This is a genomic window from Rhodococcus sp. 1168, from assembly GCF_002091955.1.
GTDB lineage: Bacteria > Actinomycetota > Actinomycetes > Mycobacteriales > Mycobacteriaceae > Rhodococcoides.
Window position 1 is genome coordinate 58,958 of record NZ_MKKY01000090.1, and the last position, 23,456, is coordinate 82,413.

Consider the following 23,456-nt stretch of genomic DNA (forward strand, 5'->3'; position numbering starts at 1 on the left):
CCCGTGGCCGATCGGCCTGGCCGTAAGGTCACCCTGCCATTCAGCGGGTGCGTAATCAGGTGAAAAAACCCATCCGGATTCATTTCCGAATCGAGACTCCCTCGCATCGACGAACTAAGCCTTCCCAGTTGGGTGTTGTACACACGGCTCGCCTCTAGACGCCCGATCTTGATAATCTCCAACGTCACAGGCTCCGGATGGGCGACCGGCAACGCCAACGCCAACCAAAGGATTGCGGTCAGGGGCCAAGCCGGGGTCACTGGTGGCCGTCCGGCGGAGATTGGTATTTCACCGCAGCCGCCGCAATCGTACTCATGCTGACAACCGGCATCTTCTGGGCCGCGGACTGTCGTCGGCGGATGGCCCGCAGCCGTCGGAGCCTTCGTCGTGGTGGGTGTCCTGATCGTCGCGACGGGGCTGTGGCCCCGATTGGGCAAGTTGATCCAATCGATTCCGACATCACTCGCCCAGGCGATGCTCGCCGGGGTACTGCTGCCGTTGTGCCTGCAACCGGTCACAGCATTTGATGCTTCCCCGGCGGTGATCGCTCCAGTAATTCTGGTATGGCTTGTCCTGCAACGATTCTCCCAGCACTGGGCGGTTCCTGCGCGCTGCCGTTGTACGTCGTGACCATGGCGTCGCAGAACATCCCGGGAGTGGCAGTGCTGAACTCGTTCGGTTACGACGTCCCGTGGCGACCGGTCTCGAGCATCACCAGAATCGGCACCGCCCTCGGTGACCCATTCGGCGGTCACGCAATCAACTCGGGTGCCATCAGCGCTGCGCTGGCAGCTGGACCCAGTGCTCATCCAGACACGAAACGACGCTGGATCGCAGCCTTTTCGGCAGGGTGGTTCTACCTTTTCCTCGCACTGTGCTCGGCAGCCGTGGCCACCCTGGTCGCGGTTGCTCCACCCGGCGTCGTCGAAACGGTTGCCGGTCTTGCACTTTCGGAACGCTCGGTGCATCGCTCGCCGGCGCACTGGAAGCAGAGACCGGCCGTGAGGCTGCAATCCTCACCTTCCTCATCGCCGCTTCGGGCGTGGTGAACTTCGGTATCGGATCGGCATTCTGGGCTCTGGTCGTCGGCCTGGTCCTACGCTGTGCTCTAGCGCGGAAGCCGATAGAGTAAGCATGTATGACTGCCTCTGCCGATCAGCGCGCCGCGCACAACCCGGCATCCGAATACCCCGCGCTGTGGCCCGTAGGGACGCGGTGGGACGACAACGACCACTATGGCCACGTCAACAATGTCACGTACTACTCGTATTTCGACACTGCAGTGAACGGCTGGCTGATGGCCACCACCGGCCTCGACATTCGGCTTCTGCCGGCGATCGGCGTCGTTGCAGAAACGTCGTGCAATTACCACCGCGAACTGTCGTTCCCCGACCGACTCCAGGTCGGACTGTCGGTCGAAAAACTTGGAACGCGCAGCATCGTCTACAAGCTCGCCCTCTTCCGTGACGCAGTAGGCGACGGGTTGCAGCTTGCTGCAACCAGCCGCTTCGTACACGTCTACGTCGACGCCCAGACCCGTCGACCTGTACCGATTCCCACCGAAGTCGAAGCAGCAGCACGCACTTTAGTGATACCGAGCTAGATACCGATAGCGTCCGCAGTCGACACGGCCCGCCCCACGATGTCATCGATCAACGAAGTCGTAGGCGATCCGGCGTCGGCGCGGTTACGGACATCGGCCTCGCCCCGACGCATGACACCCTCGGCGATGATCGAAAGCTTCCACAGCGCCAGCACCTGCCAAAATCCTGCCGACGTGACATCACGGCCCGTCTTGGCCGCATATTCGGCAGTCAGTTCATCGCGCGTCGGGAATCCTGCCGCAGTGGATGCCATGAAGGGGCCTGCCACGGCATCTCCAGCTTCTGGCCAGTAGGCCAAAAGTCCGCCGAGGTCTGCGAGTGGATCACCGAGCGTACTGAGCTCCCAGTCGACCACGGCGAGGATCGAACCCCTGGTCGGTGACACGATCACGTTGTTGAGATGAAAATCGCCATGTACCAGCGAAAGTTCGTGTTGCTCTGGAATGTTTGCCGCCAATCGCTCGGCGAGAGAATCGATCGCGGGCACCTCACGAGACTTGGACTGCTCCCATTGCTTTGTCCAGCGCTTGAGCTGACGGGCCGCGTACGAGCCGTGGCTTGCAAGGTCGAGCAGGCCGACGCTCTCGAGATCCACGCGATGGATGGTGCCCAGGGCCCCCACCATGTTGAGGCCGACTGCTCTCCGGACCTCCGCCGGTAACCGTTCTGCGGTGTTCACCGAGTCGAGGACCACGCCGTCCACGAAGCTCATCAGTACGAGAGGTACTTCCGATATCCGAGGATCATCCGACGCAGCCAGCATCTTGGGCACCGGAACAGGTGTGTTCTGCAACGCGGACATTATTCGGTGCTCACGCACGACGTCGTGGGCCGACGCCAGCAGGTGACCGAGCGGTGGCCGACGCAAGATCCATCGACTTCCGCCCGCATCACTGACGGAGTAGGTCAAGTTCGATTGCCCGTTGCCGACGCGCTCGAAATTCAACGGCGACACCGCACCGATTCCCAGACTTCCGATCCACTCGGCGACTGCGGGTTCGTCCACACCTGCTGTGGTCATTGGCTTCCTTCCCTCCAGCACTTACTCGGTTGGGAGGATGGTAGCCAAGACCCCGGCAGCGGGGGTGGGATCAGCTGGCGCGCATCAAACCTGTATCGGCACCACTGGAGATCACGCCTTCCACCGTCGCGCCCACCTCGCGCCGGGCGGCGATCTCGTCGACATCGCCGACCAGAAGAGCCAGAAGCGATTCGGGCTCACGGAGCCAGGCTTCTGCCATTGTCAGCAGTTCTGCTGGAGCGAACAACCCACTCATCCCGAGGGCACCGACCCACTCGGCAACAACCTCGGGAGTGGCCTCGGGTAAAGAGGTGCGTTCGAGTCGAGAAACCTCGAATTCATAGCAAAAGAATGCACGCATCATGTCGAGCTGACTTCGAGAGAGGGTCCGCGCCTCGCCACTGGCAGTAGCAACAGCATCCGAATAGCGAGCGTCTGCGAGCGTCATGATTTCTCCTTCGAGCGGCTCCGCCTCGTGATGCCGGTGAGACCCACGAGACATTGACCTGGTCGAGACCGTTTCAGGATCGTTACGCTTGAATCTGTAACGATTACCGCTCACGGCCGATGGAAAGAAACTACGCTCTCGGCCACCGATGCCGCCAGACGAAATCGAGCGTTGTGATCAGCGTCACAGCCGCTGCCCAATCCGCCGCTGACTCAGCAACGAATGCTTGCTCCGAACCCGGATTGCAGTACACCACGACCCGACTCGACCGACAATCGCCAGGTAGTATTGGGCTTCGTGGTCGATGTCCCCGTTCGCGTATCTCCGCGCATTAAACGGGCACGGGGCGCAACTTTCACGATATTCGCCGTCAACGGCATTCTCTTCGCCGTCTGGGTCGTGCACATTCCGATGGTCGAACGCCGCACCGGCACCTCGCACGCCACGCTGGGATCGCTGCTGCTGCTTCTTGCGGTCGGCGCGATCTTCGGAATGCAGGCTTCCGGACGCCTCTCCGACCGCTTCGGCAGTAACCGACTCGTTATGCTTTCGGCTTCGATGTCGGCCGTTGCATTGATGGGGCCGGCGCTGTCGACCGGCGTCGTCACTCTCGGCGCGTCACTGTTCGTGTTGGGAATGTGCAACGGCGCTCTCGACGTGGCAATGAACGCTCAAGCAGTCGAGGTCGAGCGCATGTATCCGAGACCGATCATGTCTGCCTTTCACGCCATGTTCTCTTTGGGCGGTGTACTCGGATCAGTGATAGGTGCCACGACCCTGAAAGCAGAACTTCCGATCGAGGTGTCGACGGGTGGCACCGCGATACTCGGGCTGATCGCCATCGCGTCGTGCAGCTCTTTTCTGCTGCGCACGACTCACACGTCGACATCACCGAATCGCGCCGACGGGCCCACTCTCGGCCGGCTATCTCCTCGAGTTCTCGGCCTGGGCGCACTCGCGTTCGCGCTGTTTCTGTCCGAGGGCGTCGCCAACGACTGGAGCACGTTGCAGGTGAAGGAACATCTCGACACCTCGGACGGGATCGCGGCGCTCGCGTTCGGGTTCTTCGCATCGGCGATGACCGTCGGCCGATTCTGCGCCGATCGCATCAGCGCGCGATTCGGCCCGGTCGCCGTAGTTCGCTACGGCAGCCTCGTCGCCGCGGCGGGGATGCTCCTTGTGCTCGTGTCCGAGTCGCTACCGCTCACGTTGGCAGGCTGGGCGGCCTTCGGCCTCGGATTGTCAGGGAGCATCCCTCAGATATTCACCAGCGCAAGCAACCTCGGATCAGGCGCGCCGGCGACGAATATGTCGCGCGTCGTCGGCATGGGTTATGTGGGGTTCCTCGCCGGTCCTGCCGTCATCGGCTGGTTGTCGCACGTCGTTCCGCTCACGGCCGCGATGGCAGTTCCCTTGACTCTTACCTTGCTGGCGGCCGCAACCGCCGGAACCGTTCGTTCGCCTGACGTCGGGATAAAGAGCACCTGAACGGCGTTCACGGCCAATTCACATCGAGCGCTCAGGGTCATGATGCATTGTCGTGGCCATGAATCGTGCAGACCAAGCGGCTCTGGGCCTATGACCACGAACACCGACAGCATGGAATTTGTCGAACTGAACGACGAGGAATCGAACGAAGAGGAACTGGACGCAGTCTTCCGCCGACGTGGCACGACTGCGCGAGCAATCGCGGCGGGAGCAGCAGCTCTGATGCTGCTGACCACCCTGGTCGTATTGCCGACACTCGGATTCACCTACCCGCACTCACGCGTAGTCGTGACCGAACTTGTCGGCCCGTCGGAGAAAGTGCTCCAGTCCTTCGGCATCACACCCGTGCTGATTGCCGTCGCTGCGCTGACGGTCGTCGCACTGATTCGCAAACTCCACTACGGAATCGGCGCAGTGATCACACTGACGATCGGTGCTTCGCTGACCACTGCTGCCGTTCGGACATGGGCGGCAGGCTGGGTTCCTGCCTCCGCGCTCCCCAACGGCTACGTGACAGCGTGCGCAGCACTGATGTGCGCTGCAACCCTCGTTGCCGCCACCCGGCATCTACCGATCGTGTGGGGCCTCGGAACTGTCGCAGTGTTAGCTGTCGGCAGCGCTGCAATCATCAGCGGAGCGGCGACGATCATCGGCGTCACCACAACCCTGCTGATAGTCGCCGGATGGTGGGCTGCGGCGTCCGCAGTGATGCTGTACTCACCCGTGGCCGCCCAGAGGGAAGCGCGCAACCCGCTCGACACCGCAGCCATGGCAGTACAGCGGCGGCTGCGCTGAACCGAAAAAAACGACCGAGCCTCACTTCGAGGCTCGGTCGTTTTTCGGGCTCCAGCTACATGACTGCTACAGCGCCTTGAGTTCCTCGGTCACGTCGGACACCGACTTCTTGGCATCGCCGAAGAGCATCGAGGTGCCCTCGGCGAAGAAGAGCGGATTCTCGATGCCCGCGAATCCGGAGGACATCGAACGCTTGAGCACGATAACCGACTTGGACTGATCGACGTTCAGAATCGGCATCCCGTAGATCGGAGACGACGGGTCGTTGCGAGCAGCTGGGTTGGTGACATCGTTCGCGCCGATCACCAAGGTGACGTCGGTGCGAGAGAACTCGTCGTTGATGTCGTCCATTTCCTTCATCGCGTCGTACTCGACGTCGGCCTCGGCGAGCAGCACGTTCATGTGTCCCGGCATACGGCCGGCAACAGGATGAATCGCGTACTTGACCTCGACACCCTTCGCTTCGAGCAACTTGGCCATGTCCTTGACGGCATGTTGCGCCTGTGCCACTGCGAGTCCGTAACCGGGAACGACGATGACCTGGTTTGCGTATGCCATCTGAATAGCAGCATCGGCAGCCGACGTCGCCTTCGCGGTGCCACCAGCGGCCCCAGCCGGTCCGGCCGCAGCGTCACCGCCGCCGAACCCGCCGGCAACGATCGCCGGAATGGACCGGTTCATAGCCTTGGCCATCAAGTTCGTCAGGATCGTGCCCGACGCGCCGACGATCATGCCCGCGACGATCATTGCCGTGTTGTTCAGAGCCAGACCTGCTGCCGCGGCCGACAACCCGGTCAGTGCATTGAGCAGCGAGATGACCACCGGCATGTCCGCGCCGCCGATCGGCAGCACCACCGTCAGACCGAGAATGCCTGCCAGCACCAAGACTGCGACAATCCACCACTGCGAGACACCTTCACCAGGCGTGGCATTGATTCCGATGACAACCGCTGCGGCAACGGCGCCGATGAGCAGAAGCGCGTTCATCGGCTGCTGCAGCTTTCCGATCGTGATCGGGGAGCCCGGCAACGTTTCCTGGAGCTTGAGGAACGCGATGAGCGAACCCCAGAACGAGATGGAACCGATGATCGCCGCGAAAAGCGATCCGATGACAATGTGCACCGTCGGCGACTCGCCGTGGTTGAAGTCCGAGAACCCGGAAGTGTCGAGGAACTCTGCCCATGCGATCAACGCGACCGTGCCGCCGCCGACACCGTTGAACAGTGCCACCAGCTGAGGCATGCCGGTCATCTTCACTCGGCGTGCGGGCGGAATACCCAGAGCGACACCGACGACGAGGCCGACGATGATCAGGATCCAATTCTCGGTATCCCGAATCGCGATCAGCGTCGCGACGACTGCGATGAACATGCCGACCGCGGCGATCTGGTTACCGCGAACAGCTGTCTTCGGACCGGTCAGACCCATCAGACCGTAGATGAACATGCCGAAGGCAACGATGTAGAGAATGTTGACGAGATTGTCCATCAGGAGTCAGCACCCTTCTCGACGGATCCAGGGGCAACTGCGGCGGGCACAGGCTTGGACTTGAACATGCTGAGCATGCGATCGGTGACGACGAATCCGCCGATCACGTTAATAGTTCCGAACACCAGGGCGACGAACAGGATGATCTGCAGACCGATCGAGGGATCCTCGACCTTGCCCAGCACGACCAGTGCGCCGAGCACAACGATGCCGTGGATGGCGTTGGTGCCGGACATGAGCGGGGTGTGCAAGGTGTTGGGCACCTTGGAGATCACCGCGAAGCCCACGAACCCGGACAACACCAGGATCGCGATATTCGCCAACAGCGGGGTGTACATCAGTTCTCCTTCTCACGTGTCACGCATGCACCGGCGAGGACCTCGTCCGAAAAATCGGGAGCGAGGCTGCCGTCGACGAGCATGAGTTCGAGCAACGCCGAAATATTTTTCGAGTACAGCTCGCTTGCGTGCTCGGGCATGGTGGCAGGCAGGTTCAACGGCGAGGCGATGGTGACGGCGTGCTTGACGACTGTCTGACCGGGCTCGGTCAGCTCGCAGTTTCCGCCGGTCTCACCGGCAAGGTCGACCACGACGCTTCCGGGCTTCATGCCCTCGACGGCCGCGGCCGTCACCAGACGAGGCGCCGGTCGCCCGGGCACCAACGCGGTGGTGATGACGACATCGAAGCCCTTGATTGCTTCTTCGAGGGCATCTTGCTGCTGCGTACGCTCCCCCTCGGTCAGTTCGCGGGCGTAACCGCCTTCGCCTGCTGCGTCGATCCCGAGGTCGAGCCACTGAGCACCGACCGAGCGAACCTGATCGGCTACCTCGGGACGCACGTCGTACCCGGTGGGGCGACTGCCGAGACGCTTGGCGGTGGCCAAAGCCTGCAAGCCGGCGACACCGACACCGAGCACCAAGACCGTTGCCGGCTTGACCGTGCCGGCAGCGGTGGTGAGCATCGGAAAGAATCGGGTCGACTCGGACGCCGCGAGCAGCACTGACTTGTAGCCCGCGACATTCGCCTGTGAAGACAATGCGTCCATGACCTGCGCACGAGAGATACGGGGAATCGCCTCGACGGCGAACGCCTGTACGCCCGCTGCCTTCAGCGCGCCGATACTGTTCTCCGCATTACGCGGTGCCAGGAATCCGATCAACGTCGAGCCCGAAGTCAGCTTCGCGACCTCGGCGTCGGTGGGCGGTGCGACCTTGACGACGACATCGGCACCCCAAGGGTCCCCGATCGTGGCACCGGCCGAGAGGTACAGCTCGTCCGGAATCAGTGCGCCCAAGCCTGCGCCGGACTCGACGATCACCTCGACGCCTTTGCCGATCAGCGACGCCACGATCTTCGGAACCAACGCGACGCGACGCTCGCCGTCCAAGGACTCGCGAACTACGCCCACTCGCACCGGTTTACCAGTGCTCGTTCCTTCAGCGCTGGTCCCCGGTGTGCTCGGATTGTTCTCAGTGCTCTGCGATGTTTCCAAATCTCCGACTTTCGTGAGTTGATTGGCGCCTACGGTTTCGTCGAATGGCTACTGCATCCGCGCGACGAGGAGGCGAATCCATGCGACACGGCACAAGGTTTCTGATGATAGCCAGAGTCGATAGATCTCAGGTAACCCACGCCACAGTAAGTTTCGCCCAGAAGCGCCCGCGATGTATCGCGACGTGCGGGTATGCCACCCAACGTGATCGACGTCATAGGTGCCCGGCAGGTAGAGGCTCGCCTACTGTAGACCCAATGATCGAGTGCGTTTTTTGCGGCATCGTCGAAGGCGACTTACCAGCGACGATCGTGTTAGAAACAGACGACGTATTGGCGTTTCTGGATACTCGCCCTGTCGCCAGGGGCCACATCGTGGTTGTCCCGAAAGTACACGCAGCTGATCTCGACTCGTTGGATCCAACACTCGGTGCGGCAGTATTCGCGGCCGGTCATCGACTTTCACGCGCACTTCGACGTTCGGATCTGAATACCGACGGTGCCAATCTCGTCGTCAACGATGGGCGGGCCGCTTTCCAGACCGTCTTCCACACCCATCTTCATGTCGTTCCCAGGTGGACGGGTGACAAGTTGCGCTTCGCGGGAGGGTTCGTCTTTCGACGGTTGCGCAAACCGGAGGAGACCGCGGACGCGATCAGGGAGGGCATCGTTCGCTTGTCCCGAGAGGGTCGACCATGAAAATGTTTTTGGCGTCGTATCGATTCGGTGATCACGTCGAGAAGTTCCTCGCGTTGACGGGAACGCCGGGACGCGTTGCTGTCATCGCCTCAGCTGCCGACGGATGGCCGAGCGCCGCCCGCCAGTCGGCAGTCACCACCGAACTACGAGATCTGCGGGCGATCGGATTCGATCCATACGAACTCGACCTCCGTTCGTTCATCGACCGTCCTGAGCAACTGGCGAAAGAGCTCGATCGTTACGGCACAGTCTGGGTTCGCGGTGGCAACACCTTTGTTCTACGTGCGCAATTGAGCCGCAGCGGCGCGGACGGAGCGATCGCACGTCGAGTGCGCGAGGGGACCCTCATATACGGCGGTTACAGCGCGGGCGCGTGTGTCGTGTCGACCACCTTGCGCGGAATCGAGGCGGCCGACGATCCTGAGGAGGTGTTACCGGCCACCGGTACCGAGGTTGCGTGGAACGGGCTGGGCCTGATCGATTTCGCGATAGTTCCACATTTCGGATCGATCCTCGACGACAACGGTTCCGGACCGAAGATGGTCTCGCAGTACCAGCGAGAGAACGTCCCGTACCGGACTCTGACCGACGAGCAGGTCGTCGTGATCGACGGCGAACTACCTATTCTTCTTTAACCGGACTGGGCGATGGGTGCTAGACGGTCGAGCGACGCCCATGCCATATCGCATCTTTTGCGGGTCATCTCGTCCGCGTCGACGAGAAGGGTGTCCAGGAGTAACCGAGGTTGTCGCTTCCACGTGCTCTCCACGTGCTCGACGACCGCTCGATCGAAGAGCCCGGATAGTTCGAGCGCATCGATCCACTCGTGCACGTCGCCACGATGAATCATCTCGATGGTGTCGTAATCGACTCCGCCGCCTTGCAATTCGTACGAGAACATTGCGGCGATGAATGTCCAGGACTTGCTGGTGGAATCCATCATGTTTCTCACCCTCCTTGGTACCCGGCCGAGTCGCCGAGCAGCTACCACTAGTGGTGGACGCTAGCCTCGACAGCCATCCGTTTTCAGGTCGTCGCTGCATCAATCAGGTAACAGAGTGGTTGGTGTGGCAGATGTGACTCCGATGTTCAGGTCCTCTCCGCGACGAATCTGCCGGATCGGTATGGTTCGGAGCGTGTGGAAGCGCGGAATTCCGTTGGGTGTCGTAGCACTGGTCCTTGCTGCCACCGGCTGTTCCGCGGAGAACTCGACGTCCACCCTCGATTCGCCCGGTTCTACGACAGCCCCGACACCGGCCACCGAGGAACTCTTCGTCGGAGAGTGCGGTTCGATGACAGACGAGCAGTTGGGTTCGATCACCGGAGTCCCCGGCATTGCCTCCTCCTCCAAGAATGGTGTCCGATGCAGGTGGGAGGCGTCCGATTCCGGCGCGTACACCATGTTCACGTGGTATCGCGGTAGTCCGATCGACCGCGAACGATCCGTCGCCGCACAGATCGGTCGCGAGATCGCGTACATCGACGTAGACGGACATCCCGGTTTCACCGCAAAGGGTGCCGACACTTCATGTGAAGCTGGAGTTGAATCCGGTGACGGATTTCTGCATTGGTCGCTGAACTATGCCTTTGCAGTACCTCCTCGGAACAGCTGCGAGGTTGTCGAGGACCTGGCCCGCGCAACCGTAGCGAACGCGAAATAGGTGAGAGCGATGAACCGAACTCACACGCGAGTTGCCGTGTTGACAGCAACATTGTTACTTGCCGGCTGCAGTACCACCATCGAAGGAACCCCCACTCCTGCCGGATCGGGCGGCGATTCACAGTTCGACAAGCTGCTGCAGGAATGCACGGCCGTCCCGAACCACAAGATCGCCGAATCCGTCCAGGCGGATGTCGTGGACCAGTACTTCTACGGCGCAGTCTGCATGTGGACGGGCACCGGGCCCGCAGGCTTGGTCGACGTCACGTTCGCCTGGTTCGAGAACAATTCTCTCGGTCGCGAGCGGGCACTGGCCGAACAACTGAACTACGCAATCGAACCCGTCACGGTGGCCGGTACGAACGCTTTTCTCTCACGCCGACCGGGTGATCCCGCATCGTGTGGGATCACCGCCGCGTACACCGGCACCATCACCTGGTGGGTGCAGTATCGCGGTGGAGCAGTCGACCCCTGCGTAGGTACGACGAGACTCGCCGAACTGACGCTGCAACGCAATCAATAACGACTCGCGATCCCCGTCCGACCCCTACCCTCGACAGCGAGCGCCGAGATCGAGACGAGGATGAGCGATGAATGCACCGATCGACCTGGATCCGCGGCTACTGGAATTGAAGCGCTCGTTACCCGACGGCGCGGTGCTCACCGATCCTGATCTGACGGAGGGCTACCGCCACGATTGGGCCAAGGATCCGGATGCAGGAACTCCGCTGGCGGTAGTTCGTGCCACCTGCACCGTCGATGTTCAGAACGTCATGAAATGGGCCTGCACACACAGCATTTCGGTAGTCCCTCGTGGAGCCGGATCCGGACTGTCCGGCGGAGCGACGGCTGTCGACGGCGGGATCGTGCTCAGCACCGAACTGATGCGTGACATCACGATAGATCCGGTCACCCGCATCGCGGTCACCCAACCCGGACTACTCAACGTCGAAGTCAAGAAAGCTGCTGCCGAACACGGGCTCTGGTACCCGCCGGATCCATCGTCCTTCGAGATGTGTTCGATCGGCGGGAATGCGGCCACCAACGCGGGCGGTCTGTGCTGCGTCAAATACGGAGTTACCGCCGATTATGTGCTCGGTCTCGAGGTCGTTCTCGCCGATGGCACCGCGGTACGACTCGGTGGACCGCGCCTGAAAGATGTTGCAGGCCTGTCACTGACCAAACTATTCATCGGCAGCGAGGGAACGCTCGGCATCATCACCGAAATCACCGTGCGTCTCATTCCGGCCCAACCGCCGGCCAGCACCGTCGTTGCGTCGTTCTCCTCGGTTCGCGACGCGACCACCGCTATCCTCGCGATCACCCGCACGCTCCGGCCGTCGATGCTCGAGTTCATGGATCGAGCTTCGATCGGCGCGGTCGAGGACGCGATGAACATGGGCCTGGACCGCGGAGCCGCTGCGATGCTGATTGCCCGTTCGGACTCCCCCGGTGACGACCGCGCGCATGAAATCGAGATCATGGCGGCCGCGTGCACCAAGGCTGGTGCATCCGAAGTCTTCACAACCGACGATCCGGACGAGGGCGAGGCCTTCGCTGCTGCACGGCGATTCGCGATTCCCGCTGTCGAACGTCTCGGTAGCCTGCTCCTCGAGGACGTCGGTGTGCCGCTCCCGGCGCTACCCGATCTGGTCGAAGGTATCGAACGAATCTCCGAAAAGTACGCCGTTCTCGTCGCCGTCATTGCCCACGCCGGGGACGGAAACACTCACCCGCTCATCGTGTTCGATCCTGCCGATGTCGATATGACGCGACGGGCCAATATCGCTTTCGGGGCGATCATGGACCTGGCACTGACCCTGGGCGGCACCATCACAGGCGAGCACGGCGTGGGCAGGCTGAAGAAAGCGTGGCTACCCGACCAGATAGGAGAGGACGTCATGGAGCTCACTCAGCGAATCAAGACCGCCCTCGATCCCAGCGGCATCCTCAATCCCGGCGCGATCCTCTGACACCGCGCGTGTGCGCTCAGGTCGACGGCAGGAGGAGCGCGCGAACGGCATCGATCGTGTCGGCTTCTGCAAGTGTCTTGTCGGGTCTGTAGCGAAGCACCCGGGCGAATCGCAGAGCCACTCCGCCTGCATAGCGGCTGCTCTTCTGCACGCCGTCGAGTTCGATCTCGACGACAAGATCGGGATGCACGTACACGGTGTGCTCGTCACGTGAGCTCTCGTGTTTCGGAAACTCCTCGGTCTGCCATTGCAGCAGCGCATCGGTGAGGCCCTTGAATGTCTTGCCGACCATGATCGGATCCCCACCACTCGGATCGCGCGCGCCGAGATGCAGATTGGACAGCCGGCCCGTCCGCCTGCCGTAGCCCCATTCCGCACCGAGCACCACCAGATCCAACGTGTGCTCGGGTTTGACCTTCTGCCACGTGCGGCCGCGTCGGCCCGCGGCGTAGGGCGCCGACAACGACTTGACCATCACACCTTCGTGTCCGGCGGCCAGCGCCTCCTCGAAGTATTCGGCCACGGCGTCGGCGTCCGGGCGTACCACTGACGGAATCCGATGAGTGGGTGCAACCTGTTCGAGTGCCGCCAGCCGCCGTTCGAGCGGTTCGTCCAGCAGATCCACGCCGTCGAGATGCAGACAGTCGAAGAAGTACGGCTGCAGAAGCAACTCGTGGGCACTCTGCGCACCGAACCGACTCATCGTCTCCTGAAAAGGAAGCGGTCTACCGCTGTCGGTGAGTGCGAGGGTTTCCCCATCGAGTACGACACTGGTGCACGGCAACGCCCGGATCAACTCGACGAGTTCCGGCACGCTGTCGGTGATCTCCCGCAGAGTCCTGGTGTAGATATGGACGTCTTCACCCGATCGATGGACCTGGATGCGAGCTCCGTCCAGCTTGTACTCCAGACTCACCTCGCCTGCGAATTCGATCCACGCTGCGGCCGACGACTCCGCGGGCGAGGCCAACATCGGACGCACGGGACGTCCTACCTCGAGTTCGAAGGCCGCCAGTGCTCTCTCGCCTCCGACCAGCGCAGCGGACGCCGTTGTCGACAGATTTCCGGAGAGCATGAAAGCCCGTCGGACAGGGTCGATATTCAGTCCCGCCGCTGCAGCGATTGCGTCTGTCATGACCCCTTCGAGTGCACCCTGGCGCAACTCGCCGGTCAGCAATCGAATCAGAAACACTCGCTCGTCACTCGTCGACTGCGCAAGAAGATTCGTGAGAACCTCGCGACGTCGGGCGGCCGAACCAGGACCGGAGGTCGAGGCAACCGTCGTGATCTTCGTATCGACCTCGGTGACGGTGAGTGTGCCCGCAGCCGACGGGCCGATGTCGATGTCGATGTCGATGTCGGCCAAGGTCCGCCAGCCCACGCCGATTCGGCCCTGCGGCAATTCACCGGACAGCCACGCCACGACGGTGGCGATCTCCGATGGGTCGACCTCGGTGAGCAGCAGCCGCAGCGCCTCGGTCTTGGCCTTACGGGAGCGCGTGGCACCCACGGCCAATGAGGTCTCGACGATTCGGATGAACAGCACCCGCTATGAGTATCCCGAAGTGGACCAGCTCAATCCACCGCCCCGGAGCAATGTCAGGTGAAGCCGAGCACCCGATCTCCCCATGCCGCGCGTAGAGCGGCGTCCGGGTCTTCGACAAGAGAATCCTGGGCGTCGATGACAAGGGTGGAACGGGTCGGTTCGACGTACGGTGCCCAATGCTTCGCACCGTCGAGGGTGGCTGGGACTCCGTGCTGAGCGAAGGCGACCCATCTCTTCATCACACGCCGCGACACTGTCGTCGCTGCCTTGCGGCCACCGAGCCAGAATGTCGGATCTCGATTCAACGTGCCGAAATTGCCGAAGACATAAGGCAACTCGGTCGCGTGTCCCGCACCTATACGAGCAGCTTTCAGCATCGGTGTTGCATGGTCGAATCGATACATCCAGACCGGCGCGAATTTGCTGTGCGCGTCCGCGATCCACATAGTCGGCATTCGGAATCCAGCATCTCTCGACATCGCCAGTGCACCAGCAGATTTCGAGCGATCCGGATAAGAAGACATGATCTCCGCGATCCGGAACGCCGGAAGGTCCGAGTGATCGTTCGCGATCGCACGAAACATCTCCGTGACGGTGTCCGACGTGACCGGCATCAACGGTGACTTCATCAATCGAAAGATCGACGCCTCGTCGTGATTCGTTCCGATGATCAACGGGATGCGATGCGAGTATCCCTTCTGGAACGCTGCAACGGGATACCGCGGGACGATATCTCCGTCGACGACCGGCGCGAGCCCCAATGTGCCCGGCACCCGCGTCGGGACCTCGTAACACAGGGTGTCGCCCGCCTCCACCAGACGCATGAAGTCGACGGTTTTCAACTCCTCGATTCGATCCGGAGTGATATCGACGAGTTCGAGGAATCTCATGGCCACAGCCGCCGCACGTTCGGGGCCGTACACCGACGTCGCGGGCGCACTTTGCACGATAGCGCGGTGAAACAGTCCCTCTGCCTTCGGCGAGGTCATCAGTGTCGTGACCGACGCGCCACCCGAGGACTCGCCGAACACGGTCACGTTCGACGGATCGCCACCGAACGATTCCACGCAACGCTGTACCCATTCGAGTGCCGCGATCTGATCACGCAACCCGAGATTCGTCTCGAAGACCGTCTCCGCCGTGGAGAACGACGACAAGTCGAGGAATCCGAAAGCCCCGACCCGATAGTTGACGGTGACGAGCACCAGATCACCGAGTTCGGCCAGCCGCCTGCCGTCGTAGACGCTCTGTGCGGAAGAACCGAGCGAGTAGGCACCACCGTGAATCCACACCATCACCGGCCGAGGTCGACCGTCGGGCTCGGGGGCCCAGACATTCACCGACAGACAGTCCTCGGACATCGGGATCGCCGGATCGATCGGTACCGGATTATCTTTGCCCTGGGGTGCGACATCTCCGAAACTTCGACAGTTCCGCGCTCCTGCCCACGGTTGCACGGGCCGCGGCGACCTGAAGCGATGTTCGCCGTCGGTCGCAGCCGCGTATGGGATTCCCTTCCACACGAAGTGTGTGCCGTCGCGGTACCCGATCGCATCGCCGTCCGGAGTGTGTACCTGACATGTCCACACGCCGGCTTGCTCGACCTCGGTCATGGCATTCCTCCGTATCCGACGTAGACCCATCCGATCCTGGTCAAGGTACCAATTCCTGAGAACGATCCGTCCGCTTTAAGCTGGCAAGATGAACCGACCACGCGCATACGGCGCAGCCGTTGCTGCAGCGTCCTTCCTGGTTCTCGCCGGATGCGGGTCCGATGTCGACGGCAGCGCGACGGCGCCGCTTGCCACGGTCGACACCGACCCACCGTCGGTGGTCCGCACAACGTCCGCTACTCGGCCCTCGCCAACGACCTCGGCTGCCACGACAACAACCGAGTCGACGACCCCCGTCAAATCGACGACGAGCAGTCCCCCGCCGACCGCCGACCCGTCCCAGTACGAGGGCACTGCCGGGTTCTTCTACTTCACCAGCCCGAGTGGCAAGTTCGAATGCTCGATCGTGGTTACCGAGACCTCGGTTGCTGGGTGTCACGGCGAGTTCCCTCGCTCGGCCCCGCGGGTGGCGGGAAGTGGTGCTCCAGAGTCCTCGGTGGCTCCCAACACCGTCGAAATCACTGCCGGATCCCCTGCCAGGTTTCTCAGCTCGGGCGATCCGCGCTTTCATCGATTCGACGGGGCTGCGAAGGAACTGCCGTACGGGCTCACACTCGCCATACCGGGAAGTGGACGTTCCAATGGGCTCGAATGCCGAGTCGAGGAGTCGTCCGGGGTCACCTGCCTGGATCAGGTCGGTCATGGATTTACGGTGTCGGACAAGGCATTCGAGCTGAACTAATCCCTGGCTGGGTATTTTCTGCACGCGCGCGTTATCTCACGGAATTGGATCAGATTCCAGGGATGAAGCCTGGGTAGACGAAATGCTGCGGCCCCCCACCAGGCATCGAGGACCCGGTGACGTTCGGGAAGTCGAACGGCAGTGCAACCAACTTGTGCGGGTAACCTTGTGCATCGGCCTGCCAGCATCCGGTGAGCACTCCGTGAAAGGCGGTGCAGACGATCCTGGTGCTCGTTCCGTACGGCGACGTCAGGCGATTTTCGGCGAGAAAGGGATTCCAATAGGCCGGATCGAACGGAGTAAGGAATCCCTTTGTCTCGAACGGAACGCTCGGGCTCGGGTAATTCGGTATCGGCGGCCACTCGTCGGCAGTCGCAATTCCGCCTCCTGCGAGTAACGCCGCGGCCGTGAAACCCAAGACTGCTGCTGACTTCGTCCATCTCCTCGGTGCATTCATGCCGCCATCGTAAGCGCCCGGTGTACTCACAATTACAGGATCGGACCCCCACCTCTCCGTTCGGTCGTAGTCGACAGGGTTGATTGCGGAGAGGTCCACAGCCCGCTCACACTGCATCGCTGACCAAGGGTGCTAGGGTCGGCGATGTTCTGACACGGGGTGCGTCCGTACATGCGGATGCTGAGATCACACCCGTCGAACCTGATGCAGGTAATGCTGACGAAGGGATGTCAAGGCGATGACTGCGCCTCTAAACTCGGTGGACTCTGTCCGCCACACGGATCTGATGTGGAATGCAACAAGATCGTTGCGTCACGCGATCGACCAACTCGAATTTCTCACGCTACTGGGCGAGGGCACTCTGCCGCTCGACGCCTTCCGCACATATCTCGAGCAAGATCGGCTGTACCTGGCGGGATACGCAAAAGCGCTGGCTATTCTGGCATCGAAGGCTCCGGACGCCGCGACTGCCGCGTTCTGGGCCACCTCCGCGGCGAGCGCAGTCGAGGAGGCGACACTCCACGAGTCACTGCTCTTGGGTGATGCGCTCCCTCCGACGGATGCGCAGGCCATGCATTCACCCACTTGCCTCGGGTACGTCTCGTACCTGGTAGCAACAGCCGCCACCGAGCCCTATCCCGTTGCGGCGGCGGCGATCCTGCCATGCTTCTGGATCTACGCCGACGTAGCCGTCCGACTTTCGGTATCGGCCGAACAGGTTCTCTATCATGATCCGAATCATCCTTACGCACAATGGGTTTCGACGTACGACTCGGAAGAATTCCGTGACGCCGTCGAGTGCGCGCGCCTGCTGGTAGACGACGCCGCTCGGCTCGCTACCGATGCTCAACGAAGCGCGATGATCGACGCATTCGTCATCGCGACACGGTACGAATCGATGTTTTGGGACAGCGCACTTCACCCCACACCGTGGCCAACTTCCTCTTCCGAGATTGCCGCTTCGGAGGTAACACTGTGACACTTTCCCGAAAAATAGGTGCCCTCGCGGTGGCAGTCGCCACCGTCACATCGTTGACTTCGTGCGCGCAATCCACCGACTCCGACACCATCCGCTTCGCACTCGATTGGACACCGAACACCAACCACACCGGGCTGTACGTCGCGTTGCAGGAGGGATACTTCGCCGACGCCGGACTCGACGTCGAAATATTGCCTTACAACAGCACCACCCCGGACACTCTGGTCGACGCAGGCAACGCCGAATTCGGAATCAGCACGCAGAGTTCGACTACGTTTGCGAAAACAGCAGGAGCTCAGATCATTTCGGTACTGGCCCCGCTGCAACACTGGGCCACCGGAATCGGCGTGAAAGCCGACCGCGAAGACATTCCGAGCCCGAAGGCATTGGACGGCAAAGTCTACGCAGGATTCGGTGATACCGGAGAGAAAGCCGGACTACGCCAAGTCATTCAGAACGACGGAGGCAAAGGTGAGTACGACACCGTCGTGCTCGGAACGTCGGCCTACGAGGCGGTGTACTCGGGCAGCGCCGACTTCACCGTGTCTTACCTGGCGTGGGAGGGTATCGAGGCCGAGCACAGCGGTACTCCGATGAAGTACTTCGACTACACCGACTACGGCTTCCCCGACGCCTATGCCCTCACGGTCAACGGCAACGAGAACTGGCTGGCAAGCCATCCCGATGAGGCCAAGCAGTTCGTCCAAGCACTTCAACGCGGCTACCAACTCGCGGCAGACGATCCGGTCCGCGCCGCGCAGGACATCATCGATGCGAATCCAGGAGTCTTCACCGACGAGCGGTTGGTTTTCGAAAGCCAGCAGATGCTCGCCGACCGATACATGTTGGACGAATCAGGCGCAGTCGGGCGACAGAACCTCGACAAATGGACCACCTATTCGAAATTCCTGTACGAGAACGGTGTACTGGTCGACGAAGGCGGCAACGCCGTCGACATCGAGCCCGACTGGTCCACCTTCTTCACCGATGACTACCTCGGCGCTCAGTAGCGCGGCGCTCGGCGTTGCCGAGCGGCCGGCCGAGCGTCGACCGAGGTTTGGAGCGGCGCTCAGGTGGGCCATGCCGTCGGTCACCATCGTCGCGGTGCTCGTCATCGGATGGCAGGTCTACGTCCAGCTCAGCGGGATCCGACCACAGGTACTGCCCTCTCCGTCGAGAATCGTGGCTCAGGGTTGGGCGCAGCGCGACGCCATCGCCGAGAACGCAGCAGCAACTTTACAAGTCACCGTTCTCGGATTTGCAGTATCCCTGGTAGTTGCCTGGATACTCGCCGTCGCCGTCGACTTCTCACCGTGGCTTCGAAGAGCAGTGGTGCCGCTGTTCGTGGTCTCGCAGACGCTTCCGATCATCGCTATTGCGCCACTACTGATTATCTGGTTCGGCTTCGGACTACTCCCCAAGATTCTGGTGATCGCGCTCGCCACGTTCTTCCCCATGGCCATCGGCCTCATCGAAGGATTCGCAGCAGCCGATCGAGATGCTCGCGCACTCCTGGCAAGCATGGGCGCTACCCGCTGGCAGCAGTTTCGCTATATTCGCCTGCCCTCCTCGATGCCCCGCTTCTTCACATCGCTTCGTATCGGCATCACGTACGCCGTCGTGGGTGCCATCTTTGCCGAATACGCCGGAGCCAGCGCCGGACTCGGGATATACATGAACCAGCAGAAGAACTCTTTCCGCACCGACCTCGTTCTGGCCGCGGTGCTCGTCACGGCCGTCATCAGCGTGACGCTCTTCCTCCTGACCTACGCCGTCGAACGCGTCGTCGCCCCATGGGCGCAGGACAGTCGGCCGCGATGACAGCCGTGCATCTGTCCGGACTCTCGAAGTCCTACGGCGACCGGACAATTCTCGACGAAGTCAGCTTCGACGTCGAACCCGGAGAGTTCGTTTCCGTCATCGGTCCTAGCGGCTCAGGCAAGAGCACAGTCTTCAATATGATCGCTGGTCTCGACACCCCCGACAGCGGAATCGTCAAGGCACCCCCGTGCGCTTATATGCCACAGAAAGACCTGTTGTTTCCGTGGCGCACCGTGCTCGACAACACGACACTCGGCCTAGAGGTCCGCGGGATGAGCAAGAAGCAAGCGCGGATCCAGGCGCAGAAACTCTTTCCCGCCTTCGGACTCGAAGGATACGAGAAGGCGAGACCCTCCGAACTGTCCGGTGGGATGCGGCAGCGAGCAGCAATGCTGCGCACGGTGATTCAAGAACGCGAAGTTCTACTGCTCGACGAGCCGTTCGGAGCCCTCGATTCACTGACCCGCACCGGCATGCAAGCGTGGCTGCAGGACGTCTGGCTCGACTACCGATGGACCGTCCTGATGATCACCCACGACATCCGGGAAGCTGTCTATCTCTCGGATCGGGTGATCGTCTTGTCCGACAAACCGGCACATGTCCGACGGCAAGTCACTGTATCGTTGCCGAGGCCACGAAAACTCGACGTCGTCACGACGCTGCACTTCGCTGCCCTGGAAGCCGAATTGATGGAGGTTTTGATCGGCAGCCACGGCCGCTGATCTCAGCCCAGCCGTGCCGCAAGATCCGCGACCGCAACCCAAGCAGTGTCGACGCTGTCTCTGGACCTGGAGTCCAGGGGCGCCATCGCGGGCACACGAATCGCCAGCGTCAGATCGACGACGACAACGAACACATCCATTCCGAGCGCGGCACCGAGAACTTGTTGTAGCAACGGAACAGCGTGATCGGTGCCGAAGTCCGGTGTCCCCGCCCCGTACTCGTTGCCACGACTCATCACCACTACCACCGGCTTGCCTTCGAGCGGACGAGTCGGGCCGTCGAACGGAACCGTGACACCGGGAACATGGACCTAGTCGATCCATGCCTTCAGAGTCGACGGAACCGACCAGTTGTACATCGGAGCACCGATCACCACGACGTCCGCCGAGACCACCTCGTCGATCAACGTCTTCTGCAGTGCCGTGCGTCGGCAGGCACAACCTCATCCGGCGTCATCAGATGTGGGGCCCAATGCAACGCCGACGTCGGGAGATGCGGTAGCGGATCACGATGCAAATCGCGATGGATCACCGAGTGATCCGGACTCTGCTCATGCCACACATCCGAAGAATGTGCCGTGACCGCGCGTGAAACGGAATTATTCGGGTCGGCGTACGAATCGAGATGCAGCAATTGCGGCATGGAGCACTCCTGGGATCGTGGGGTACCGAACAGGATATGCCGCAGTAGGGTTCAGACATGGACCACCGGTACATCGCAGCGGCGCTCTCGTCTCAGGACGCGCGCCGAGTCACTTCGTCGATTTCCGATGCCAACGGACGAACTCCGCACCTGGCTTTGGACGGCGTCGACCTCGACATCGACGAGTCCGGGCGGCGTGCAGTGATAGAACTACTTCGGCAACTCGCATCAGGGACCGCTGTGACGATCGGGCCGGTCAGCGAGTTACTCACCACGTCACAGGCGGCAGACCTCCTGGGAGTATCCGACACATATGTTCGCAAACTCGCAGACGCCGGATCACTTACCGTCGAGATGCGTGGAACCCACCGACGCTTTCGCTTGGAAGACCTCATCCGGCATCGGGAAACGTTCACACCCTAGCGTCGTATCAGCCGGCTTGGCGTCCGAGCAGCTCCGACTGCAATGTCAAAAGGTCACGAAACGCTTCCCCTGATGCCCGCCACAGTTGATGTGCATCGATGTAGTCGACACCAAGAAGGTTGACATCTCCGCGATATGCGCCGACGTCAACCGACAACTTACCCACCACTGTTGCGATATCCCGATCCAGGTGTTCGGCATCCGATCGCTCCAGGTTTCTGAACTGCGAAGAGAAGTAGTCGGCCGTAATTCGGTGGTCGATGAACTGCGCTACCAAAATCACGAAACGCGACGCGTGAAGGGACGACTGCTCCACTGGACTGACCTCTCCTGCGGGTCGACAACCCACCCACTGGCGTCACAAGAACTACCGGGTCGAACCGGCGACAGTGCTGACAAACTCCGCCATCAGAAAGATCGCATCAGTGAGGGGCGTCGAGATTCGAATGCTGAAACCTGACCTTTTCCCAACGATAGCGACCTAAACACGACCCGATGCCGGTTATTGAGATCGTTGTGGGCGTTCACAATAGCCAGATCAGCGGATTCGCGTACGTTACTGCAAAGTCCCTAGCGGAAGTCGCTCTGGAGTGTCCAATTCCCAGAACTTCCAACCATCTCTGACTTCGATATCGCCACTGATATGCGTGGCGACAGCGCTGGCAGCTTGTGTAGGATCATCGAACCGTCGACCCTCCATCGGCCCCTGCATGATCTCGAGACGCTTGTTGGACGGATCGAATCGGGCACTGAGGCGGTAGCCGTCGAAATCGGCGACGACCCGGACACGCAGGTCTGGGATCTCCTCCTCAGCCGCAACAGCTTTCTTCGACGGGCTTCGACGCACGGCCGGCTTGGCTCGGTGAACAGCGGCAGCGCGCGCTTCTTCTTCCAGCTTGGGATCGGCAGCCGCATGGAGACCCAGCAGCGACCACTTGTTGCGTCCGTGTTGGACCCGCCCTACCGCGATGGCGTGGTGACCGGTCCGAGTTCGAAGCGGCGAATCCTGTACCCACAGGTCTACTTCGCCGCGGATATCAGCCGCCATCTCTTCGGAAGAGACCATGAAGAACGACGGCTCGGAAGCCCCCAGATCCACGAACACCCAATAAGACGATCCGGTGTCATCACTTGCCAACGACTCGTCCTGGCGACGGGCTTTCCAATCGCCTGCAGCCTTGGACCGCACCCGAACGATGCAGCTAGAACCGTCTACACCCCAAACCTGAACTGGATTACGCCGCGACGTCGTCAGCCGTTCGGCCCGACCGCCGCGCAATACAACGGCACCGATGAAGGCCTTGATTCCCTGCTCCGATACATCTTCCACCTATGCCACCTCTGGTCTGCTTACCCGTGCAGATGATGAGAAGTGCCTACGACGGGTGGCGCGCACGACTCGTGTGTCCACCTCAGCCTAGTCGCCCAACCACCTTGATCGGAACCCGTGCACAATCGATCACTATGGAACACCGCATCGAACACCTACCAGAGCAGCATCGATTCGAGATATCTGTCGACAAATCCCTCGCCGGATTCTCCGACTACCTGCAGGCCGACGGTGTACGAACGTTCAACCACACCGTGACACTCCCTGAACATCGCGGCCACGGCCTCGCCGCGGTATTGACAGAGCACGTCCTCGAAGACAGCCGCGCAGGCGGGTTCTCCGTAATCCCGGCATGCTGGTTCGTACGGGAGTTCATCGAGTCGAGTTCCGGTCGCTACGACGATCTACTCCACGTCTCTTCGTCGCCCGGCGAGAAGTAGCCGGCCCAATCGCTTGAATGGTCCATTCATACGATCAGTGAACTTGAATGCGCCATCGAAGTAGCGCGGCAAC

General features: G+C 61.4%; 29 protein-coding genes, 1 pseudogene and 1 riboswitch. Of the genes and pseudogenes, 16 read left to right on the plus strand and 14 right to left on the minus strand.

Going from position 1 to position 23,456, the window contains the following annotated elements:
• Window positions 1–348: 348 nt before the first annotated feature.
• Together BJI47_RS20630 and BJI47_RS20635 are read left to right on the plus strand one after the other, a co-directional pair.
• Window positions 349–1,132 (plus strand): annotated as a pseudogene (locus BJI47_RS20630) (benzoate/H(+) symporter BenE family transporter); the annotation flags it as partial.
• 6 nt (window positions 1,133–1,138) lie between these two features.
• A complete protein-coding gene (locus tag BJI47_RS20635) occupies window positions 1,139–1,603 on the plus strand; it encodes a thioesterase family protein (protein WP_088945492.1) in 465 nt (154 codons plus the stop codon).
• Here the strand turns inward: BJI47_RS20635 and BJI47_RS20640 are convergent.
• Both BJI47_RS20640 and BJI47_RS20645 read right to left on the minus strand, forming a co-directional pair.
• Complete coding sequence (locus BJI47_RS20640; protein WP_088945493.1) at window positions 1,600–2,625, minus strand: phosphotransferase family protein; 1,026 nt, start codon at window positions 2,623–2,625, stop codon at window positions 1,600–1,602. The two genes, BJI47_RS20635 and BJI47_RS20640, sit on opposite strands and share 4 nt — an antisense overlap.
• A gap of 70 nt (window positions 2,626–2,695) precedes the next feature.
• Entirely contained in the window at window positions 2,696–3,073 is a 378-nt protein-coding gene (locus BJI47_RS20645; protein ID WP_088945517.1) for a hypothetical protein, read from the minus strand.
• A gap of 297 nt (window positions 3,074–3,370) precedes the next feature.
• Between BJI47_RS20645 and BJI47_RS20650 the strand changes: the two genes are divergently transcribed.
• Window positions 3,371–4,561, plus strand: coding sequence for an MFS transporter (locus BJI47_RS20650; RefSeq protein ID WP_254900716.1), 1,191 nt, complete (start codon window positions 3,371–3,373; stop codon window positions 4,559–4,561).
• Window positions 4,562–4,651: 90 nt separating this feature from the next.
• On the plus strand, window positions 4,652–5,356 hold the full coding sequence (locus BJI47_RS20655) for a hypothetical protein (protein ID WP_088945495.1): 705 nt from the start codon (window positions 4,652–4,654) through the stop codon (window positions 5,354–5,356).
• Window positions 5,357–5,422: 66 nt separating this feature from the next.
• Here BJI47_RS20655 and BJI47_RS20660 read toward each other — a convergent pair whose 3' ends face one another.
• From BJI47_RS20660 to BJI47_RS20670, 3 genes are read right to left on the minus strand one after another with little or no spacing between them, the layout of a single operon-like run.
• On the minus strand, window positions 5,423–6,844 hold the full coding sequence (locus BJI47_RS20660) for an NAD(P)(+) transhydrogenase (Re/Si-specific) subunit beta (RefSeq protein WP_088945496.1): 1,422 nt from the start codon (window positions 6,842–6,844) through the stop codon (window positions 5,423–5,425).
• On the minus strand, window positions 6,844–7,182 hold the full coding sequence (locus BJI47_RS20665) for an NAD(P) transhydrogenase subunit alpha (protein WP_088945497.1): 339 nt from the start codon (window positions 7,180–7,182) through the stop codon (window positions 6,844–6,846). Before BJI47_RS20665 ends, BJI47_RS20660 begins: the two co-directional genes overlap by 1 nt.
• Window positions 7,182–8,258, minus strand: coding sequence for a Re/Si-specific NAD(P)(+) transhydrogenase subunit alpha (locus BJI47_RS20670; protein ID WP_088945498.1), 1,077 nt, complete (start codon window positions 8,256–8,258; stop codon window positions 7,182–7,184). The genes BJI47_RS20665 and BJI47_RS20670 overlap by 1 nt, the downstream gene beginning before the upstream one ends.
• Window positions 8,259–8,593: 335 nt before the next feature.
• On the opposite strand from BJI47_RS20670, the gene BJI47_RS20675 reads away from it, so the two are divergent.
• The gene (locus BJI47_RS20675) at window positions 8,594–9,034 is read left to right on the plus strand and encodes an HIT family protein (RefSeq protein WP_088945499.1); all 441 of its coding nucleotides are present in this window, start codon (window positions 8,594–8,596) and stop codon (window positions 9,032–9,034) included.
• On the plus strand, window positions 9,031–9,669 hold the full coding sequence (locus BJI47_RS20680; protein WP_088945500.1) for a Type 1 glutamine amidotransferase-like domain-containing protein: 639 nt from the start codon (window positions 9,031–9,033) through the stop codon (window positions 9,667–9,669). Before BJI47_RS20675 ends, BJI47_RS20680 begins: the two co-directional genes overlap by 4 nt.
• On the opposite strand, the gene BJI47_RS20685 is transcribed toward BJI47_RS20680, so the two are convergent.
• Complete coding sequence (locus BJI47_RS20685; protein ID WP_088945501.1) at window positions 9,666–9,977, minus strand: hypothetical protein; 312 nt, start codon at window positions 9,975–9,977, stop codon at window positions 9,666–9,668. The genes BJI47_RS20680 and BJI47_RS20685 overlap by 4 nt on opposite strands.
• A 193-nt stretch (window positions 9,978–10,170) precedes the next feature.
• On the opposite strand from BJI47_RS20685, the gene BJI47_RS20690 reads away from it, so the two are divergent.
• The 3 genes from BJI47_RS20690 (at window position 10,171) to BJI47_RS20700 (ending at window position 12,667) form a co-directional block, all read left to right on the plus strand.
• Window positions 10,171–10,695 (plus strand): DUF3558 domain-containing protein, encoded by a 525-nt coding sequence (locus tag BJI47_RS20690; RefSeq protein WP_254900717.1) that lies wholly within the window; start codon window positions 10,171–10,173, stop codon window positions 10,693–10,695.
• 9 nt (window positions 10,696–10,704) lie between these two features.
• Window positions 10,705–11,217 (plus strand): DUF3558 domain-containing protein, encoded by a 513-nt coding sequence (locus tag BJI47_RS20695; protein ID WP_088945502.1) that lies wholly within the window; start codon window positions 10,705–10,707, stop codon window positions 11,215–11,217.
• Window positions 11,218–11,284: 67 nt separating this feature from the next.
• On the plus strand, window positions 11,285–12,667 hold the full coding sequence (locus BJI47_RS20700) for an FAD-binding oxidoreductase (RefSeq protein ID WP_088945503.1): 1,383 nt from the start codon (window positions 11,285–11,287) through the stop codon (window positions 12,665–12,667).
• Between the two features lie 16 nt (window positions 12,668–12,683).
• Here BJI47_RS20700 and BJI47_RS20705 read toward each other — a convergent pair whose 3' ends face one another.
• Entirely contained in the window at window positions 12,684–14,213 is a 1,530-nt protein-coding gene (locus tag BJI47_RS20705; RefSeq protein WP_088945504.1) for an ATP-dependent DNA ligase, read from the minus strand.
• A 53-nt stretch (window positions 14,214–14,266) separates the two neighbouring features.
• Window positions 14,267–15,826 carry a carboxylesterase/lipase family protein gene (locus BJI47_RS20710; protein WP_088945505.1) on the minus strand — a complete coding sequence of 520 codons (1,560 nt, stop codon included), beginning with the start codon at window positions 15,824–15,826 and terminating at the stop codon, window positions 14,267–14,269.
• Between the two features lie 88 nt (window positions 15,827–15,914).
• On the opposite strand from BJI47_RS20710, the gene BJI47_RS24230 reads away from it, so the two are divergent.
• The gene (locus tag BJI47_RS24230) at window positions 15,915–16,568 is read left to right on the plus strand and encodes a hypothetical protein (protein ID WP_176224989.1); all 654 of its coding nucleotides are present in this window, start codon (window positions 15,915–15,917) and stop codon (window positions 16,566–16,568) included.
• Between the two features lie 49 nt (window positions 16,569–16,617).
• On the opposite strand, the gene BJI47_RS20720 is transcribed toward BJI47_RS24230, so the two are convergent.
• Entirely contained in the window at window positions 16,618–17,025 is a 408-nt protein-coding gene (locus BJI47_RS20720; RefSeq protein ID WP_088945520.1) for a hypothetical protein, read from the minus strand.
• Between the two features lie 145 nt (window positions 17,026–17,170).
• Window positions 17,171–17,270, plus strand: a riboswitch (TPP riboswitch).
• On the opposite strand from BJI47_RS20720, the gene BJI47_RS20725 reads away from it, so the two are divergent.
• From BJI47_RS20725 to BJI47_RS20740, 4 genes are all read left to right on the plus strand, one after another.
• Entirely contained in the window at window positions 17,264–18,004 is a 741-nt protein-coding gene (locus tag BJI47_RS20725) for a TenA family protein (RefSeq protein WP_254900718.1), read from the plus strand. It overlaps the preceding riboswitch by 7 nt.
• A 29-nt stretch (window positions 18,005–18,033) precedes the next feature.
• Entirely contained in the window at window positions 18,034–19,014 is a 981-nt protein-coding gene (locus tag BJI47_RS20730; protein WP_254900723.1) for an ABC transporter substrate-binding protein, read from the plus strand.
• Between the two features lie 70 nt (window positions 19,015–19,084).
• A complete protein-coding gene (locus BJI47_RS20735; RefSeq protein WP_254900724.1) occupies window positions 19,085–19,825 on the plus strand; it encodes an ABC transporter permease in 741 nt (246 codons plus the stop codon).
• Window positions 19,822–20,547: an ABC transporter ATP-binding protein gene (locus BJI47_RS20740; RefSeq protein ID WP_088945522.1), complete on the plus strand. Its 726-nt coding sequence runs from the start codon at window positions 19,822–19,824 to the stop codon at window positions 20,545–20,547. Before BJI47_RS20735 ends, BJI47_RS20740 begins: the two co-directional genes overlap by 4 nt.
• 2 nt (window positions 20,548–20,549) lie before the next feature.
• Here the strand turns inward: BJI47_RS20740 and BJI47_RS24810 are convergent, their stop codons facing one another.
• From BJI47_RS24810 to BJI47_RS24820, 3 genes are all read right to left on the minus strand, one after another.
• Window positions 20,550–20,783, minus strand: a complete 234-nt coding sequence (locus tag BJI47_RS24810; protein WP_254900719.1) for a hypothetical protein — start codon at window positions 20,781–20,783, stop codon at window positions 20,550–20,552.
• Window positions 20,784–20,858: 75 nt separating this feature from the next.
• Entirely contained in the window at window positions 20,859–20,954 is a 96-nt protein-coding gene (locus BJI47_RS24815) for an NAD(P)H-dependent oxidoreductase (protein ID WP_254900720.1), read from the minus strand.
• Window positions 20,951–21,190 carry an NAD(P)H-dependent oxidoreductase gene (locus BJI47_RS24820; protein WP_254900721.1) on the minus strand — a complete coding sequence of 80 codons (240 nt, stop codon included), beginning with the start codon at window positions 21,188–21,190 and terminating at the stop codon, window positions 20,951–20,953. Before BJI47_RS24820 ends, BJI47_RS24815 begins: the two co-directional genes overlap by 4 nt.
• Before the next feature lie 57 nt (window positions 21,191–21,247).
• Here BJI47_RS24820 and BJI47_RS20750 point away from each other — a divergent pair, with 57 nt between their 5' ends.
• Window positions 21,248–21,613 (plus strand): helix-turn-helix domain-containing protein, encoded by a 366-nt coding sequence (locus BJI47_RS20750; protein WP_088945508.1) that lies wholly within the window; start codon window positions 21,248–21,250, stop codon window positions 21,611–21,613.
• A gap of 7 nt (window positions 21,614–21,620) precedes the next feature.
• Here the strand turns inward: BJI47_RS20750 and BJI47_RS20755 are convergent, their stop codons facing one another.
• Both BJI47_RS20755 and BJI47_RS20760 read right to left on the minus strand, forming a co-directional pair.
• The gene (locus tag BJI47_RS20755; RefSeq protein ID WP_088945509.1) at window positions 21,621–21,929 is read right to left on the minus strand and encodes a homoserine dehydrogenase; all 309 of its coding nucleotides are present in this window, start codon (window positions 21,927–21,929) and stop codon (window positions 21,621–21,623) included.
• 240 nt (window positions 21,930–22,169) lie between these two features.
• A complete protein-coding gene (locus tag BJI47_RS20760; protein WP_088945510.1) occupies window positions 22,170–22,943 on the minus strand; it encodes a hypothetical protein in 774 nt (257 codons plus the stop codon).
• A gap of 134 nt (window positions 22,944–23,077) precedes the next feature.
• Between BJI47_RS20760 and BJI47_RS20765 the strand changes: the two genes are divergently transcribed.
• Window positions 23,078–23,383, plus strand: coding sequence for a GNAT family N-acetyltransferase (locus tag BJI47_RS20765; protein ID WP_088945511.1), 306 nt, complete (start codon window positions 23,078–23,080; stop codon window positions 23,381–23,383).
• Window positions 23,384–23,456 lie beyond the last annotated feature (73 nt).